The 16556-nt window shown below is 69.4% G+C and carries 10 protein-coding genes and 1 pseudogene; 4 read left to right on the plus strand and 7 right to left on the minus strand.

All coding sequences use genetic code 11. The features are described from left to right. The first annotated feature begins 5 nt into the window (after positions 1 to 5). Positions 6 to 1634, plus strand: coding sequence for a COG1361 S-layer family protein (locus BSG17_RS22185; protein ID WP_089827575.1), 1629 nt, complete (start codon positions 6 to 8; stop codon positions 1632 to 1634). Next, the gene (locus tag BSG17_RS22190; protein ID WP_089827576.1) at positions 1634 to 4117 is read left to right on the plus strand and encodes an efflux RND transporter permease subunit; all 2484 of its coding nucleotides are present in this window, start codon (positions 1634 to 1636) and stop codon (positions 4115 to 4117) included. The genes BSG17_RS22185 and BSG17_RS22190 overlap by 1 nt, the downstream gene beginning before the upstream one ends. Positions 4118 to 4219: 102 nt before the next feature. Here the strand turns inward: BSG17_RS22190 and BSG17_RS22195 are convergent, their stop codons facing one another. The 7 genes from BSG17_RS22195 to BSG17_RS22225 all read right to left on the minus strand — a co-directional run bounded on the left by BSG17_RS22195 (position 4220) and on the right by BSG17_RS22225 (position 12421). Beyond that, positions 4220 to 4639: a DUF7344 domain-containing protein gene (locus BSG17_RS22195; RefSeq protein ID WP_089827577.1), complete on the minus strand. Its 420-nt coding sequence runs from the start codon at positions 4637 to 4639 to the stop codon at positions 4220 to 4222. 105 nt (positions 4640 to 4744) lie between these two features. After that, on the minus strand, positions 4745 to 5602 hold the full coding sequence (locus BSG17_RS22200) for a DUF58 domain-containing protein (protein WP_089827578.1): 858 nt from the start codon (positions 5600 to 5602) through the stop codon (positions 4745 to 4747). Between the two features lie 76 nt (positions 5603 to 5678). Next, positions 5679 to 6572 carry an AAA family ATPase gene (locus BSG17_RS22205; RefSeq protein ID WP_244531671.1) on the minus strand — a complete coding sequence of 298 codons (894 nt, stop codon included), beginning with the start codon at positions 6570 to 6572 and terminating at the stop codon, positions 5679 to 5681. 140 nt (positions 6573 to 6712) lie between these two features. After that, positions 6713 to 7585, minus strand: a complete 873-nt coding sequence (locus BSG17_RS22210; protein ID WP_089827580.1) for a DUF7502 family protein — start codon at positions 7583 to 7585, stop codon at positions 6713 to 6715. Then, positions 7582 to 8220 carry a hypothetical protein gene (locus BSG17_RS22215; RefSeq protein ID WP_089827581.1) on the minus strand — a complete coding sequence of 213 codons (639 nt, stop codon included), beginning with the start codon at positions 8218 to 8220 and terminating at the stop codon, positions 7582 to 7584. Before BSG17_RS22215 ends, BSG17_RS22210 begins: the two co-directional genes overlap by 4 nt. Further along, a complete protein-coding gene (locus BSG17_RS22220) occupies positions 8217 to 10622 on the minus strand; it encodes a VWA domain-containing protein (protein WP_244531669.1) in 2406 nt (801 codons plus the stop codon). Before BSG17_RS22220 ends, BSG17_RS22215 begins: the two co-directional genes overlap by 4 nt. Beyond that, positions 10622 to 12421, minus strand: a complete 1800-nt coding sequence (locus BSG17_RS22225) for a BatA domain-containing protein (RefSeq protein ID WP_089827582.1) — start codon at positions 12419 to 12421, stop codon at positions 10622 to 10624. The genes BSG17_RS22220 and BSG17_RS22225 overlap by 1 nt, the downstream gene beginning before the upstream one ends. Positions 12422 to 12905: 484 nt before the next feature. Between BSG17_RS22225 and BSG17_RS22230 the strand changes: the two genes are divergently transcribed. Both BSG17_RS22230 and BSG17_RS22235 read left to right on the plus strand, forming a co-directional pair. After that, entirely contained in the window at positions 12906 to 14555 is a 1650-nt protein-coding gene (locus BSG17_RS22230; protein WP_089827583.1) for a BGTF surface domain-containing protein, read from the plus strand. A gap of 544 nt (positions 14556 to 15099) precedes the next feature. Next, positions 15100 to 16556: pseudogene (locus BSG17_RS22235) on the plus strand (hypothetical protein); the annotation flags it as partial.

Raw genomic sequence — 16556 nt, forward strand, 5'->3', positions numbered from 1 at the left:
TCCACATGAACTCCCTCCCCGCAGTCGTCGTCCTGAGTCTCGTCCTCGCGACAGTGTTCGCCGCTCCCGTCGCCGCACAGGTCGACACCACGCAGGTCATCGGCGAACCGGATCTGCGGGTGGTCAGCCCGACCTACCGGTTCACGCCCGGACAGGAGGTGACGCTCGACCTTTACGTCGTCAACGAGGGCGACGTCCGGAAGGGTGGCCCGGCACAGTACGTCGAGCGGGTGACGACCGCCCGTGCGGCGACGGTTCGCCTCCGCGCTGGTGACGCGCCGGTCGAGGTGACGAGCGGGCGCGTCCCCGTCGGCGAGGTCTCCACCGGGACGGCCGGCCCGTTCGGCGTCTCGCTCGTCGTCGGCGAGTCCGCCCCGCCGGGACGCTACCGTCTCCCGGTCGACGTCGAGTACGTCTACACCCGGATCGTCACCGTCGACGAGGGTTCCGCCGACCCCTCCCCCCGGTATCTCGACATCGAGGTGACCGAGCGACAGTACGTCGAGTTCGTCGTCGAGGACACCGCCCGGTTCACTGTCGTCGACGTCAGCACCGACGTGCTCGTCGGCGACCGCGGGACGTTCGACCTGACGCTCCGCAACGTCGGCACGGAGCCTGCCCGTGACCTCCGCGTGGCGCTGACGTCGACGAGCGACGAACTCCAGTTCGGCACCGAGACGGCGACGGCAGGAGGCTTCGTCACCCGTCTGGAACCCGGCGAGACCGCCTCGCTCCGCTACACCGTCAGCGTCGCGGGCGACGTCGTCGACCGCGACTACCCCGTCGACGTCGCCGTCACCTACACCGACGTCGACGGCATCCGCCGCGAGGGGCTGCCGCTGTCGGCGAGCGTCCGCGCCGGCGTCGAACAGGCGTTCTCGCTCGGCGGCGTCGCTACGACGCTCAGCGTCGGTCAGGAGGGGACGGTCACCGGAACCGTCTACAACGACGGCCCCGAACCGGTCTCCTCGCCAGTCGTCGGGCTCGCCGTCGGCAGCGAGTATCTCGACGTCCCCGAACCGGAGTTCGCGCTTCCCGACCTCGCTCCCGGCGAGTCGGCCGGCTTCGCCTTCGACGTCGACGTCAGCGACGCCGCCACCGCCGGCTTCCGCGAGTTCACCTTCGACGTCCGCTACCGGACGGCCCGCGGCGACGTGCGGACGAGCGATCCGCTGCCCGCCCGCGTCGAGATCGCCCCCAAGCGGCCGGTGTTCCGCGTCGACCCGCTCTCGGACCCCGTCCCTGCGGGCGGGAGCGACACGCTCGTCTTCCGCGTCACCAACGACGGTCGCGAACGAGTGACCGACGTCACGGCGAAGGCGTTCTTCGACGACCCGCTCGACAGCGACGACGACGAGGCGTTCGTCGCGGCGCTCGACCCCGGCGAGTCGACGAACGTCACCTTCCGCGCGAGCGTGGCGCGCGGTGCCGCGAGCAAGGTCTACCCGGTCTCAGTCGACTTCGAGTACGACACGCCCGACGGTGACACGGAGATCTCCGAGGCGTACCGCGTCCCCGTCGCGGTGACCGCCGCCGAGCGGCGCGGTGTCGGCCTCGACGCTCCGGCCTCGCTCGTCGGCGTCGGTCTCCTCGTCGCCGTCGTCGCGGGCGTCTGGATCTGGCGGCGACGCTGATGCGCCCGAGGCTCCAGCGACTCGTCGACCGCGGCGACGCGTGGATCGTCGACCGCCCCGGTCGGGTCGTCCTCGCCTTCCTCCTCGTGACTGCCGTCTTCGGCGTCGGTCTGGCGAACGTCTCGACCGAGACCGGCACCGAGTCGTTCTCCGAGGACCTCCCCGAGCAACGGGCGCTCGACGCCGTCACCGACCGGTTCGAGGACCCCTTCGACCCGGACCCGCAGACGACGCAGCTGATCCAGTCCGGCGAGAACGTCGTCTCGAAACCCGGGCTCGTCCGGATGGCCGAGGCGCAGTACCGCCTCGCGGAGCGTCCCGACCTGCGGGTCGTCTCGACCCGGAGCGCCGCCTCGACGGTCGCGACCCGGCTTGATCCCGCGGCGACGACGTTGGAGGCTCAACGTGACGTGCTCCGCCGAGCGCCGCCGGACGCCGTCAGGCAGGCGGTCCGTGAGACGGCTGCCGAGAACCCCGCGTTCGTCCGTCTGCTGAGCAGGGATTTCAACCGACGGAGCGCGACGGCGTCGGCCACCGTCGCCGTCGTCGAACACGACGTCCCGGGCGACCCCGCCGAACAGGGAGAGACGGGGGAGCTCACTCGCATCCAGCGGACGAGCCAGCGCGTCGTCGCGACCGTCGGCGGCGATATCCGCGTGTTCGGGGCGGGCATTATCAACGACGAGTTCTCGACGGTCATCGGCGACTCGCTGCTCGTGGTGATTCCGGCCGCAGTCGTCCTCCTCGTCGGCTTCCTGCTTCTCGCGTACCGCGATCTCGTCGATCTCCTGCTCGGGATGGTCGCGCTCGGGACGACGATCGTCTGGACGCTCGGCTTCATGGGGCTCGTCGGCATCCCGTTCAGCCAGATCCTCATCGCCGTCCCGCCGCTGCTCTTGGCGGTCGGGATCGACTTCGGCATCCACGCCATCAATCGCTTCCGCGAGGAGAAAACGACGGGAGCCGACCGCGAGACGGCGATGCGTCGCACCACCGACCAACTGCTCGTCGCCTTCTTTCTCGTGACGGCCACCAGCGTCGTCGGCTTCGCCGCCAACCTCGTCAGCGGTCTCCCGCCGATCCGGGAGTTCGGCGTCGTCGCCTCGGTCGGCATCGTCTTCGCCTTCCTCGTCTTCGGCGTCTTCCTCCCCGCGCTGAAGATGTACACCGACGACCTGCGAGAGCGGTACCCGGGCGTCCCGACGTTCAGCCAGGCGCCGCTGGCCTCCGCGGAGTCGACGGTCGGCGGCGTGCTGCGCGTCGGCGTCGTCGTCGGTCGTCGCGCCCCGCTTGCGGTCGTCGCCGTCGCGCTCGTGACTGCCGCCGGCGCCGGCGTCTACGCCACCGGCGTCGACACCACGTTCACCCAGGAGCAGTTCCTCCCACCGGAGGAGACGCCGGCGTACCTCGCGTCGCTCCCTGAACCGTTCAGGCCGAGCGAGTACACCATCACGCGCGACATCAACTTCCTCGAGGACAGCTTCGAGGCGAGCGAAGGCGACCAGGTCGTCGTCTACGTCGAGGGACCGATGACGCGCGACGGCGCGCTCGAGTCGATGGCTCGCGCCGGCGACGACCCGCCGTCGACGTTCGTCCGCGACGGCCGCCGCGCCGAGGAGGAGAGCATCGTGACGCTCGTCCGGTTCCACGCCGCCCGTGACCCTGCGTTCGCCGCGCTCGTCGAACGCAACGACGCCGACAGAAACGGAATCCCCGACGAGAACCTCGACCGAGTCTACGACGCGCTGTTCGCCTCGCCGGTCGGCGACGCGGCCGAGACGTATCTCACCGACGACCGCCGGAGCGCCCGCGTCCTCTACACGGTGCAGGGCGACGCCGTCGACGCCGAGATCACCGCCGATGCCCGCGCCGTCGCCGACAAGTATCGATACAGGGCGACGGCGACGGGCGAGATCGTCGTCTTCCAAGCGATCGCGGATCTCATCTTCGAGTCGGCGATCCTCAGCCTCGCGCTCGCACTCGTCGGCACCGGGGTCTTCCTCGTCGTCGCCTTCGCGGCGCTGGAGGGACGACCCTCGCTGGGGCTCGTGAACCTCCTACCCATCGTGCTGACCGTCACCTTCGTCGCGGCGACGATGCGACTCGTCGGCTACTCGCTGAACGCCTTCACCGCCACCGTACTCGCCATGACCATCGGTCTAGGCATCGACTACTCGGTCCACGTCGTCCACCGGTTCGTCGACGAACTCGACGCCGGTAGCGACCCCGTCACGGCGGCGACGGCAACGGTCGTCGGGACCGGCGGCGCGCTCGCCGGCAGCATGCTCACCACCGTCTTCGGTATCGGCGTGCTGGTGCTCGCCGTCTTCCCCGCCATCGGCCAGTTCGGCGTTCTGGCGGCCACCAGCGTCGTCTACTCTTTTTTCTCGTCGATGCTCGTGCTCCCGGCAGCGCTGCTGCTGTGGTCTCGGTTCGTAGGCCGGGAGACGACTGCCGCTGGGCAGGTGACGACCGAGAGTTAACTACCTGGCGTCACCGTGTCACGTTCGCCACGTGGGTGGTGGGATCGGTCGCACCCGCGACTTCAACTACTGGCAAAACCAGCAAACTGCCGAGGGGAACGTTCAGAAAAACAGCGCGGTTCCGACGGCGACACCGAGGGTGAAACAGGTCACCGACAGTAGCAACACGGCAGCGGGCCGAGAGACCAGTTCCGTCAGCCGGGTCCAGTGGTCGTCGTACGTGGCTCCGAGGTGGCGGCGGACCTGCTCGAACTGTGGCCCGCGACGGACCGGCCCGTTTCCACCGTCGAACTCGACGACTCCACAGCCGGCGAGTTTCGGTAGATGCGTCTGCTGGAGCGAGACGTAGAAACTGCGGGCGAGACCGTCGTGGACCGCCTCCGGACTCGTCCCGTCGACGAGGCTGTCGACGAGCGCTTCGAGCGTCACCTCGTCCGTCCCGTCGAGAACCTTGAGAACTGCACGCCGCCGATCGTTCCCGAGGAGTCGGTAGATTTGGCTCTCGGTCAGTGTTTCGTTCATCTCGGGATTCCTCTTGACATGTTGGTACTACGCGTGGCTACATGGTCTTTCTGCGGTCTGTTGGCTCGACACACACTCAGACGTTCTGATATGTTACGCTCTCGTTCACTCGGTCCACACCCGCGTGAACGACTCGAAGAAGCCGTCGCCGGTGTCGACGGGGACGTACGCGGCACCTCTGTCCTGACACTCGTCGGCGACGGCGGTGACGTGGTCCGTCAGTCGCTCGCGGTAGCGCTCGCGGAGGCGCGACCCGAAGTACGTCCGGAGCTGCTGGGGCGACTCGACGTCCTCGAACCGGGTGTCGCCGGCGGCGGGCGGGTCCCACTCGTCGGGCGTCAACACCCCCGCGACGACGAGATGGTGGTCCGCCAGCGCGTCCAGCGCCTCGCCGAAGGTGGCAGGGTCGGTCAGACAGTCGCTGGCGACGAGCACCAACGACTTCGTGTGGATGGTGGCGGCGTACTCCTCGAACGACCGCACGAAGTCGGTACTCGAAGTCGGCGTCCGCTCGTTGAGCAGTTCGATGAGTTCGAGCACCGTCCCCCGGTTCGACCGCCCGCTGTCGAGTCGCTCCGCGGTCTCGCCGAAGGCGGCGAAGCGGAAGTCGTTGCCTTCCGCTGCGGTCAGGTAGGCGAAGCCGAGCCCGAGTTTCGCGCCGTACTCGTACTTGTTCGTCTCGCCCTCGCCGAACGCCATCGACGCGCTCTCGTCTAAGAGGACGTGGACCGTCAGGTTGCGCTCGGCCTCGTACTGCTTGATGAACAGGTCGTCGGTGCGGGCATACACCTTCCAGTCGATGAGGCGCGTGTCGTCGCCCGGCGCGTACGGGCGGTAGTCTTTGAACGTCAACCCCTCGCCGACCGTCTGGGCGACCTGCTCGCCCTGGAAGATGCTGCTGATGCGGCGCTTTCGGGCGGTCGCGAACGCCTCGATCTCGTCGAGGAACTCCGGGGTGATCATGGCGGGTCGTCTCCTTCCGTCGTCTCCATCCGTCTCCTCTCGTCGCCCCCGTTCGTCCCCGCTGGGCTCGATTCGCTCACAGCAACTCGGCGACGACGTCGTCGGCCGTCGTCCCCTGCCGCTCGGCGCGGAAGTCGAGGATGAGGCGGTGTCTGAGCACCGGGGCGGCCATCGCCTCGACGTCCTCGCGCTTGACGTGTGTCCGCCCGTCAAGCAGCGCGCGCGCCTTCGCGGCGACGACGAGCCCCATGCTCGCCCGCGGACTCGCCCCGAAGTCGACGTGTTCGGCGTCGCGGGTCCGCCGGACGAGCTCGATGGCCGACAGTTGGAGGTCGTCGGCGATGGGCACCTGTCGGGTGAGCTCCTGGACGCGCTGCAACTCGCTCGCCGACAGCACCGTCTCGACGGGGATCGACGGGTTCAGACTCCGCGTGTAGCGGTTGACGATCTCCTCCTCCTCGTCGAGGGCCGGATAGTCGAGGAGGATCTTCATCAGGAAGCGGTCGGACTGTGCCTCCGGCAGCGGGTAGGTGCCCTCCTGGTCGATGGGGTTCTGCGTCGCCAAGAGGAAGAACGGTCGCGGCAGTTGGTACGTCTCGCCGCCGACGGTCACCTGCTTCTCCTGCATCGCCTCGAGCAGCGCCGCCTGCGTCTTCGGCGTCGCGCGGTTGATCTCGTCGGCCAACACGACGTTGGCGAACACCGGCCCGCGCTCGAAGACGAACTCTCGGCCTCGATCCGTCTCGCGAATGAGCTCCGTCCCCGTGATGTCGGAGGGCATCAGGTCCGGCGTGTTCTGGATGCGCGAGAAGGAGAGATCCGTCACCGACGCGAGCGTCCGCACCATGAGCGTCTTGCCCAGCCCGGGGTTCGACTCCAGCAGAGCGTTGCCGTCACACAGCAGACTGGCGAGCAGTTGCTCTATCACCGCCTCCTGTCCGACGATGCGCTTGCCGACCTCCGTGCGCACCCGGTCGAGCGTCCGGGCGACGGTCTCGAGGTCGAACTCCTCGGCCGCCGCTTCCCGCTCTGTCCCGTCCTCGGTCTCCGTCCCCGCTCGTCCCGTGGTCTCTACCTCTGTCTCGCCGCCGTTCTCTCTGGTCTCGTCGGTCACGCTTCTTCCTCCCGTATCCGCAGGTTGTACTCGCGGATGAGCTCCGCGTCCTCCAACACCTCGTCCGGCGCGAAACCCGCCCGCTGGGACTCGACTGCGGTGTCGCCGGCGAAGCCGCCGGTGTTGTAGACGCGTTCCTCGACGCCGTCTGCACCGCCGCCGACGTCGACGGAGACTGGCAACTCCTCGCTGCCGGCCTCGACGTCCTCCGGTTCGCCGAGCACGAGCGACCCGTCGCGGAGCGTCTCGCCGCCGTCGCCGCCCTCGGACGTCGGCCCGCCGCGTCCGCCGTCGCCCCCACCGCCGCCGAACCGGGCGTCGACGTCGAAGTCGTCGATGTCGAGCCCTTCGATCGTCACCTGCGCGGTCACGAGCGACAGGACGAGCAGGAGCACGAGGACGACGGCCAGTCGACGACTGTCGACCAGTTTCGCGCTCGACGTGTCGCGCAGTCGGGCCAGCACGTCGTCGTACAGCGCCCGCGCCATCGGGCCGCGCTCGTCGCGGACCCGGACGTCGCGGGCCGTCCGCAGCGCCTCGTCGACCGCGGGGTTCGCCCGTTCGAACCGTTCGACGACCGGCCGTCGAGTGCGCAGGCGGACGCCCAGCACGAACGCGACGACGGTCGTGACCGCGACGACGGCGAGTCGGACGTCCCGATCGACGACCGGCCCGAGCGTCCCTACGAAGAGGTTGACAGCGAGTCCGGCGAGCGCCGCCTCGGTGACGGCGTGGACGAACGCCGCCTTCTGCCCCTCGCGGCGCACCTGCCGGATCGCGGCGGCGATGCGGGTCGCGCTGTCGCGTCCCTTCCGTTTCCCCCACCGCGTCCGTCCCGTCCCCTCGTCTCCGTCGCTCCCGGCGCTCACGGCGACACCTCCGCGTCAGCGAGTCGGCTCGTCCCGCTACGGGCGGCCGCGAGCGCGTCCTCCAGTTGGCGGATGCGGTCGCGCAGGTCCTCGTTCTGTTGTTCGAGCGCACTCACCTCGCCCTCCAGCTGGTCGACCTCGCGGTCGAGCAGCTCGTTCTGTCGCTCGAGATCGCCGTTCCGGTCCGAGAGCGCGTCGTTGACGTCCTCGAGGTCGCTGTTCTCGCGTTCGAGTTCGAGCCGCTGGCGTTCGAGGTCGGAGACGCGTCGCTCGAGCGCCGACACCTGCGAGCGCACGCGGACGAGTTCGGCCCGCGTCGACTCCAACTCCGTGCGGGTCTCCTCGAGCGTTCCCTCGGTCTCCCTGAGCTCCTCGCCGACCTGCTGGATGTCGCTCTGTCGGGTCTCGAGACTCTCGTTCAGCTCGGCGAGCTGACCGCTCACGCCGCTGATCTCGTCCTCTCTGGCGGCCAGATCTTCCCGGAGTGCCTCGTTCTCCGCCTCCAGTCGCTCGTTGCGCTCGACGAGGTCGTCGACGGACTGCTGATAGTACATCGTCGCGCCGGCGGTTCCTGCGACGGCGAGAACGACGAGGAACACGAACGTAAGGTTGATCGTCCGGCCGATATACGTCATCGTCCCCCTCCAGTAGGTGCGCCACGGTAGTATAGCTTGAGTCGACGCACTGCCACGTCGAGGAGGTAGACCACGAGCGCGACGGTCAGGAAGGCCCACGCGAGCGACTCGCGGACGACCCGAACCTTCGTCGCCCGTTGCTTGGCGAAGTTCGCGATGGCCCGCCCCTCGTCGGGGGCGAACGTCCGGCCGCCGGTGGTCTCGGTCGCGCTCGCGAGCGTCGGCGACGGGCCGAAGGCGGCGTACTCCGCCGGGTAGTCGACCGCGTACTCGGCGTCGAGCAGCGTCTCGAACCCCGGTTCGGTGGGGACGACCGTCGCCTCGTAGCGCGTCTCGCCCACGCGGACGAACCGAACCTCCGGCGACGTCGGGCGGTCGTCGCCGACGTAGGTGGCCGTGACCGCCTCGCCGACGCGAGTGTCCGGCACGTCGAGCACGTTCGTCGCCTTCCGCTCGGGGTCGCCGACGGCCCAGTTGACGCCCTTCGTCAGGAGCAGCGAGTCCGGCCGGGCCAACAGTCCGTCGAGCGTCCCGTCGCTCCCGTAGGCCGTCACCGTCAGCACGCGCCCGAGCCCGTAGCGCCAGGTGGCGACGGCCGGGTCGCCGGAGCCGGACGCGACGAGGTAGTCCGCTCCCGGACGGACGCTGACGTCGTGGCTCTCTGTGGGGTTCGACTGCAGCGTCACGCCCGACGTGACGAAGTGGGTGTCGTCGACGACGGTGAGCACGTCCGCAGAGAACGGTCTGGAGTCGTCCTGGAACAGGAGGCGGAGTCGGTTCGTCTCGTCGGCACGGACGTACGTCCCACCGGTCGTCTCGGCGACGATGCGGAGCAGCGACTCGTCGACGACGCTGCCGACGCCGACGGTGACGACTCGGGTGTCCCGCGCCGCCAGGCGGTCGGCCGCCGCGATGGTCGTCGGTGCCTGGCCGACGCCGTCGGAGATGAGGATGACGCTGCCGCCCTCGTCGCCCAGCATGTCGGCCGCACCGACGAGTCCCGCGCCGATGTTCGTCCCGCCGCCGGCCTGCAGTCGCCTGATGGTGTCTTCGACGACCGGCCGGGACGTCGCCAGTGGGGCCGGGTCGACGATGCGGTAGGCGGCGTCGTTGAACGCGACGACGCCCACCCGCTGGTCGTCGCCGAGCTGGTCGAGTACGTCGAGCGCCAGCGCCTTCTGGATGCGCATCCCAGCCGAGGCGCTCCCCGAGACGTCGACCAGCAGGACGACGTTCGCCGCGTCGCCGCCGCCGGCCTCGCCGGACTGGACGGGGAGCATCCCGCTAAGCGGTGAGGTGGCGTAGTCGCCGTTCTCGAAGGCGTTGCGCCCCCCGGTGACGACCAGCCCGTTGCCCTCGATGACGAACCGCTGGAGCGCGGCCACGTCGCCGAGGTCATCGGCGGCGACGTCCTGGATCACGACCGCGGTGTACGGGTCGAGGTCCGAGGGGACCGACTCGGCGCGCGTCACGTCGTAGAGGTCGTCGAGTAGCGTCGCGAAGGGGTACTCCCCGCGGGAGACGTACAGCACCGCCGGGCGGTCGACGACGCGGACCGAGAGCCGCGCGACGTCGTTGTCGTCGTAGACGTCCTCGCCGTCGAGCGTGGCGACGACGCGGTGGTCGCCGGTCGTCGCGAAGCTGTGCGTGAACTCGACGGCTTCGCCCGCCTCGGCGACCTGTCGTGTCACCACCTGCTGGCCGTCGACCGTGACGGTCAGCGTCCGCGAGTCTCCCTCGCCGACGCCCGTCACGCGGACGAGGAAGGCGTTCTCGACGCCGACGCTCGTCTTCTCGGGGCCGGCGACGTCGACCGCCCGCTCGACGTCCGACGGCTCCAGCGCGACGGTGTTCAGCGTCGTGTTCGCCCCGCGGGCGACCTCCGCAGCGGCGTCGAGGCTCCGCCCCCCGGTCACGCGGCCGTCCGAGACCAACACGAGACTGCCGTCGGGTCGACTGTGCTCGACGACGGCCTCGCCCAGTCGGGAGTCGGTGCCGCGGGCGACGGTGACCGTCGTGACGGGGACGCCGCCCGCCTCGATGTCGCGGACGAGACGCGCCGTGTCGACCGACGTGAGCGCCATGCTCTCGGAGTCATCGACGAGCAGCGTCACCTGGGGGTCGCCCGGCGTCTCGCGGACGGCGACGGCCGTCGGCCCGGCCGCCGCGACGAGTAGACAGCCGACGACGACGAGCCGCGTCAGGAACAGCAGTCGGCGCTCCCCCCGTCCGGCGGTCGTCGGTCCCGTCGCCGAATCTCCCCGTCGAAAGAGGAGATACCAGAGGGCGAGCGCCGCGAGCGGGAGGCCGACGAGGACGAGCGGTCGATCGAAGCCGAGATCGAAGTCTAGCGGAATCGGGAGCGGGAGCTGCAGCCCCCCGACCGAGCGCGGTCCCGCCATCAGATATCCCCTCGGCGGCGCATGAACAGCACCTCGCCGGCGACGACGCCGAGGACGACGGCGACGACCGCGGGCGTGAGATCGAACGGTACCGACGCGGTGGCCGCCTCGCCGGTCGTTCCGCCCGAGACGACGTCGCTCGTCACGAGCGGTGCGTTCACGTCGGACTCGACGACGTCGAGCAGCGACGCGCCCACCTCGCGGCCGTCGACGGTGTAGATCCCCGCCTGCGAGAGCGGCACCGTCGTCCCCGTCACTCGCCCGTTCGGCGTCGCGACGGTCGTGTCGTCGGCGAACGTCAGGCGTTCGCCGGTTCGGTAGTTCAGATCTTCGAGCGACGCTCTCCCGGCCAGCGAGAGCGTCGCCCGCTTCCAGAACACGGGGTAGAGGTAGTTGAACCGGAACGACGACGAGCGTTCGAGATAGCCGTAGTAGAGCACGCGGCCGCCGCCGCTGTCGGCGACGGCGACGAGCGGCGTCCCGTCGTTCGCGGCGACGAGCGTCCGCCCGGTTCGCGGCTCGCCGCGGACGTACTCCCCGCCACCGAACTCGATCCCGGCGACGAGCGGGTCGTCGCCGCTCGTCGCCGTCGCCGTCGTCCCCACCTCGCGGGTGGGCCGGAGCAAGAGGAGATCGCCGTAGCCGAGCCGGGCGAGGTCCTCCTGGGCGAGCACGGCCACGCCGCCGCCGTCGGCGAGCGTGTCGCGGGCGAGCGCGAGGTCGCCGCGGAGCAGTCGCTGCGGGGCGACGTCGCCGAAGACGACCACGTCGTACTCGCCCCGGACGGCGGTCGGCGGGTTGACGACGGTGAGGTCGACCTCCTCGACGAGTCCGAGCGCGGTGGTGAGGTAGGTGTTCTCGTCGTTGGTCAAGAGGAGCACGCGGACCTGTGCCGTCCCCGGCGCGGCGACGTAGGCGGCGTCGTCCGCGTCGAAGGAGTCGCTCGGCGTGAGGCGGAGGACGCCGCCGCCGGGCGGGACGTCGAACGTCTCGACGGCGACGTCGCCGGGTGCGAGTTGGACCGCCCGGCGGTCGGCGGCGTCGAACCCCAGCTGCCGGGTCGCGGTCGACGCACCACTGTTTCGGACCGTCGCCGTCACGCGGCCGTCGGCGAACGAGAGGTCGACGATGCCGACGTTGTCGGTCCCGCCGCCGCGGAACTGCCGGAGGTCGACCGCCAGTCCGCGCGCGCGAGCCTCCTCGACGGGCGTCTGCCAGCCCTCGCCCGCGAAGTCGCTGACGACGACGATCCGACCCTCCGGTCCCGTCAGCGTCGACGCGGCCGTCACCGCCGCGCCGAGGTCGCCGGGCGCGTCCGTCACCCGCAGGTCGCGGACGGTCTGCCGTGCGGCGGCTGCCGCCCCGTCGCGGAGCACGACCCGCGGGTTCGTCTCGGCGACGACCACCGTGGTCGACCCGGCGGCGGCGTCGGCCGCGGCGTCGACGGCGCGGGCGAACCGGGTCGTCCCGCCGCTCTCGACGCTCATGCTCGCGCTGGCGTCGACGACGAGCACCGTCTCCTCGGCGACGGCGGCGCTCGGCACAGACAGGTACGGCGTCGCGAGCGCGATCGAGACGCCGACGAGCACGGCGAGTTGGAAGAGAAACAGCGCGTCTCGGCGCAGTCGCTCGAAGAACCGGTGTCTGGTCGCCTGTTCAGTTTCGACGCCGAGGAAGGCGAACGTCGGCAGGCGGACCAGCGACGGTTTCGGGCGGAGCAGATAGAGGATGACGAGTGGGATCACCGACGCGAGGCCGAGCAGCCCCAGCGGGGTGAGGAAGGCGTTCCCGAGTGCCATACCAACTACACGTTCCCGAACGGCATGAATCACCTCCCTGCTCGTCGACGCGGCCCGCCCGTCTCTTCCGTCGGTCGTCCGCCCTCCCCCCGACTCGAACCGACGGCCGTCTTGCTGTCCGCGCAACGACCGGTTTCGCTCGGCGCTCGCGGGATGGGACGGTCGTCGTTCTCGAACCGCCTCCGTTCTGTGTGCGTGTTTCGCCCTCGCTCCATCGCTCGTCGGATCTATATTACAAACGTAGCGTTGTAACAGAATCACGCGACGAACCGGAGCGAACGCTCCCCCACAACAGAACGTTTCAGGGGGCTCTCCGGCCAGAGATCGGTCCTATCAATCGTCTCGCTCGGCGGGCGTTCGCAGCAGTGTTCGACCGGCGGAAGCGGGCGACAGACGACGGTTCGGTGATGCCGGACGGGTGTAGTTACCACAAAGGATTTACTTCGACTGAGGGAACGTACTACTCGTCTTACATCCACAGAGTATGCCATTCGTCCACTCCTCCACGAGCGTCGTCGGTCTCGCGCTCGTCGTCGTGTTCGCGTTCGCCACCGCCGGAGTGACGGCCGACGTCGTCACCGCCAGCGACGGTGCGCTCGCACTCGACGCCGAGGCGTACTCGGCCACCCGGGGAGCCGTGGTGCCGGTCGTCGTCTCGTTGGACGGGACGTCGAGTGCGCGACTCACGCTCGTCGAGAGGACCGGGGCGTACGTCGCGACCGCGACCGTCGTCGACGCCGACGGCGACGGGCAGATCCGCGTCGCGTTCGACACGTTCGCCGCGGGGCGGGGCGACGAACGGCAGTCGTATCGCGCCGCCGCCGGAGACGCCGTCGTCGACGTGACGCGCCTCACCTCCGCTCGTACGACGCCCATACCGGCCGGGACGTACGCCGTCGTCGCCACGACGGCGGACGCTCGAGCCGACGCCACGCTCACGCTCTCTCCGTTCGCGTTCGGGCCGACGGCCGTCGAGACGGCTCCCCGCGGTGTCTCCCCGTTCCCCGAGACGCCCGACGAGGCCGAGACGCATCACGAGACTGACGTCGTCGCGACCGGCGACTGGGTCGTCCTCCGGTTCGACGCACCCGGCCTCTCCGGGCTGGTCGAGGCGGACGCCGTCCCGGTGTCGAACCTCGTCTACGCCGACCCGAGCACGCCGAAGGCGCGGTCGACGCACACCGTCCGGGTTCCGGTCGTCAGTGACGAACCGCTCCGCCGACTCGTCGTCGACTACGACGGGGAGGACGGCGACCGGCCGCGGAACCTCACCGTCGGGGCGGCCGTGACGCTCGTCGGCGTCGACCGCGACGGTGACGGCACTGTCGACGTCGACCTCGACGAGAGCCTCGTGTCGGTCACGACTCACAGCGACGGTCGGTACCGGTTCCAGTTCGACGGGCAGTACCGACTCGCGCCCGGCGACGGCCTCGTCGTTCGGTACGCGCTCGTCAACCCCGACACGACGGGTCGCGATCGCGTCACCGTCGGCGTCAACGACGCTCCGTCGACCGCCGGGACGGTGACCTACGGACTGGCCGGTCGGGGGACGCTCGGCAACGGCGCGACGCTCGATCTCGTCCGCACCGTCGACGGCGAGACGCTCCCCGTCTCGCTCGCGACGGCGGAGTACGGGATCGACGCGGAGGCGGGGGTGCTCACCGTCGCGTTCCCCGCCCCGTCGCTCGTTGAGGGACGGGGCGCCGCGGAGTATACGGCGACGCTCTCGCTCACGCCCGACAGCCCCTACGCGGGCGACGTCGGCGACGACCGGGCGGTCGCGAGCTACGTCGTCGTCCCCCGGACGGCGAGCGTCGACGGCGTCGTCGACGGGACGCTCTCGGTCGAGTCGGGCCGACAGCCGCTCGCCGGGACGGCGTCGGTCGCCCCCGGGAGTCGCATCGTTGTCTACGCCGCCCGGTACGACGAACCCGGCTCGTTCATCCAGGCACGACTCGCGACCGTCGACGCCGACGGGTCGTGGACGGCCGATTTCGACTTCCGCGACGTCGACCCCGGCACCCGGTTCGAACTCACCGTCTACGATCTGGAACGTGGCGGTCTCACGCCGTCGGCCGAACTGACCGTCGAACCGGTCGACGTCGTCGTCCGTGCAGACGATAGGGAACCGTGACGCTGCTCGGGGGCCGCGACGCCGACTCGGTCGTCGGCGTCTCCCCCCGATAGACAGAAAGTATTTACCGTTTCATTCTGCCCTCGGAGAAAGTATATACCGGTAGATGCTGTTGTTTCTATTGCTCATACCAGTGTGGGGTTTAGGCCCTCCACCGGCCCTCTCGGACGCGTGGACGTCGAGTCCGCAGCTGTTCGGGTCCAGCCGACCGTCGCGTCGGCCGCTCCCCGCGGTCGGCGTGCGGCCCTCGAACCCGTACGAGCGCATCCGACCTCTAGTCTCGCAGAGGCTAGCGAGCCACGGCTATGTGGCCGTCGGCGACGGTTAGCGGTCCCGGGTCCGGTCCGACCTTCCCCCGAGCGTCGGGCCGGACGTGAGCAGTTCGCATACGACAGGGACACACGAAAGACACGAAATCCACAGTCAACTCACCGCACCGCCCGTGGCAACACGAACTATCCAGCAGACAACAGACAATACACAATCAATGTTTACAACAACGAACCGTAACCGACAGATACGGGCGCTGGTTCTGACGGCCCTCATGGTCACCTCCCTGTTCGCAGGGACGGTCGCCCTCACAGGACTCGCCGCATCACAGGAACTACCGTCCGTCTCCGAGGCCCCCGACGGCACCATCTTTTCACAGGTGCAGCGCGGCGGCCCCGACGCAGACTTCGAACGAATCGGCCTCGTAAAGCGTGGTAACTCCGGGAACCTTCTGTACAACCCGTCGACTGACACCACCGTCCTCGAAGAGGGCGACGTGCTCGTCGCGCGTGGCGGTGAACAGCGGTTCCTCGTGAACGCCCAGGCCGCCCAGTCGTACCGTGGTAGCTCTGGCTTCGTCGGCCCGGGTGCCACCGTCTTCCAGGGCGAACAGGACACCCGCTTCGTGGGCTTCACCAGTGAGACGCTCATCGGCATCGAGAACGGTGGGGCCGAGGGTGAGACCCTCGACCTGAACCAGACAGTCCCGCGCGACCAGGACACCGGCGTCTACTCCGACGACGGCACCCGCGACGGCAACAGCCTGACGATCCAGGAGCCCCGCGTCAGCCGCTTCGATATCCTCAACCAGAACGGTGAGCGTATCGACGCTGGCGGCGCAGTCGAAGAGGACGAGTTCCTCATCATCCGCGCCGACGTCAACTTCCTCGGTGCCGAACGCGCCGAGATCAAACTCATCGACCCTGCGTCCGGCAGCTCAGTCACCGACGGTCTCCTGACCATCGACGAAGCACGCGAGGAGTTCGGTGACCGCCCCGTCTTCGACGAGATCGAGGCTGACGCGGGCAAGGAACGGTCCGACAGGTCGCTCGGCAAAGCCGGCGACAACGACGGACTCGACCGCTCGCTGTTCAACCCGAACCTCGGCACTCGCGACACTATCGTCCTCGTGCAGGATCTTGGCCCTGTCGAGAAGGCCGGTGACTACGAGTACGAAGTCATCAGCGAAGACGACGAGCCGTACGGCGACCTCGACGTCCGACAGACGATCGAGTTCCGCCTCGTCTCCGCGGACGAACCGGTCATCAACTTCGCAGCGGAGAACCGCACCCTCGTGCAGGGTGACTTCGCGACTTACGAGATCGACCGCTCGACCGCCGGCGACACCCACGTCGTCTCCATCGCCGCAGAGGACCTCCGTACGCGCCCATCCGGTGACGTGGAAGTCGACGACGCGACTCGCGTCTTCCGTGAGTACAACGACGGTGGGTTCACCTCCGGCGTCCTCGTGAACGTCGACGGCGAACTCGTCGCCGTCCTCGACGACGGCCGCGTGTTCAACGACGGCGAAGACGCGACCGACGAGTTCCCGGACCTGGCGAACGGTACCGTCCCGGGCCGTGACATCCAGGAGATCTTCACCCTCGTCGAGATCGACTCCGACGGGCTTGGCATCAACCAGCTCGATACGGGCCTCCTCGACGACACGAGCATCGACATCAACCTCTACGACGGCTTCGGCTCGACCGAGGCCGCCGTCGCCGACTACGA

Source organism: Halogranum amylolyticum, from assembly GCF_900110465.1.
In the GTDB taxonomy this organism is placed as follows: Archaea; Halobacteriota; Halobacteria; order Halobacteriales; family Haloferacaceae; genus Halogranum; species Halogranum amylolyticum.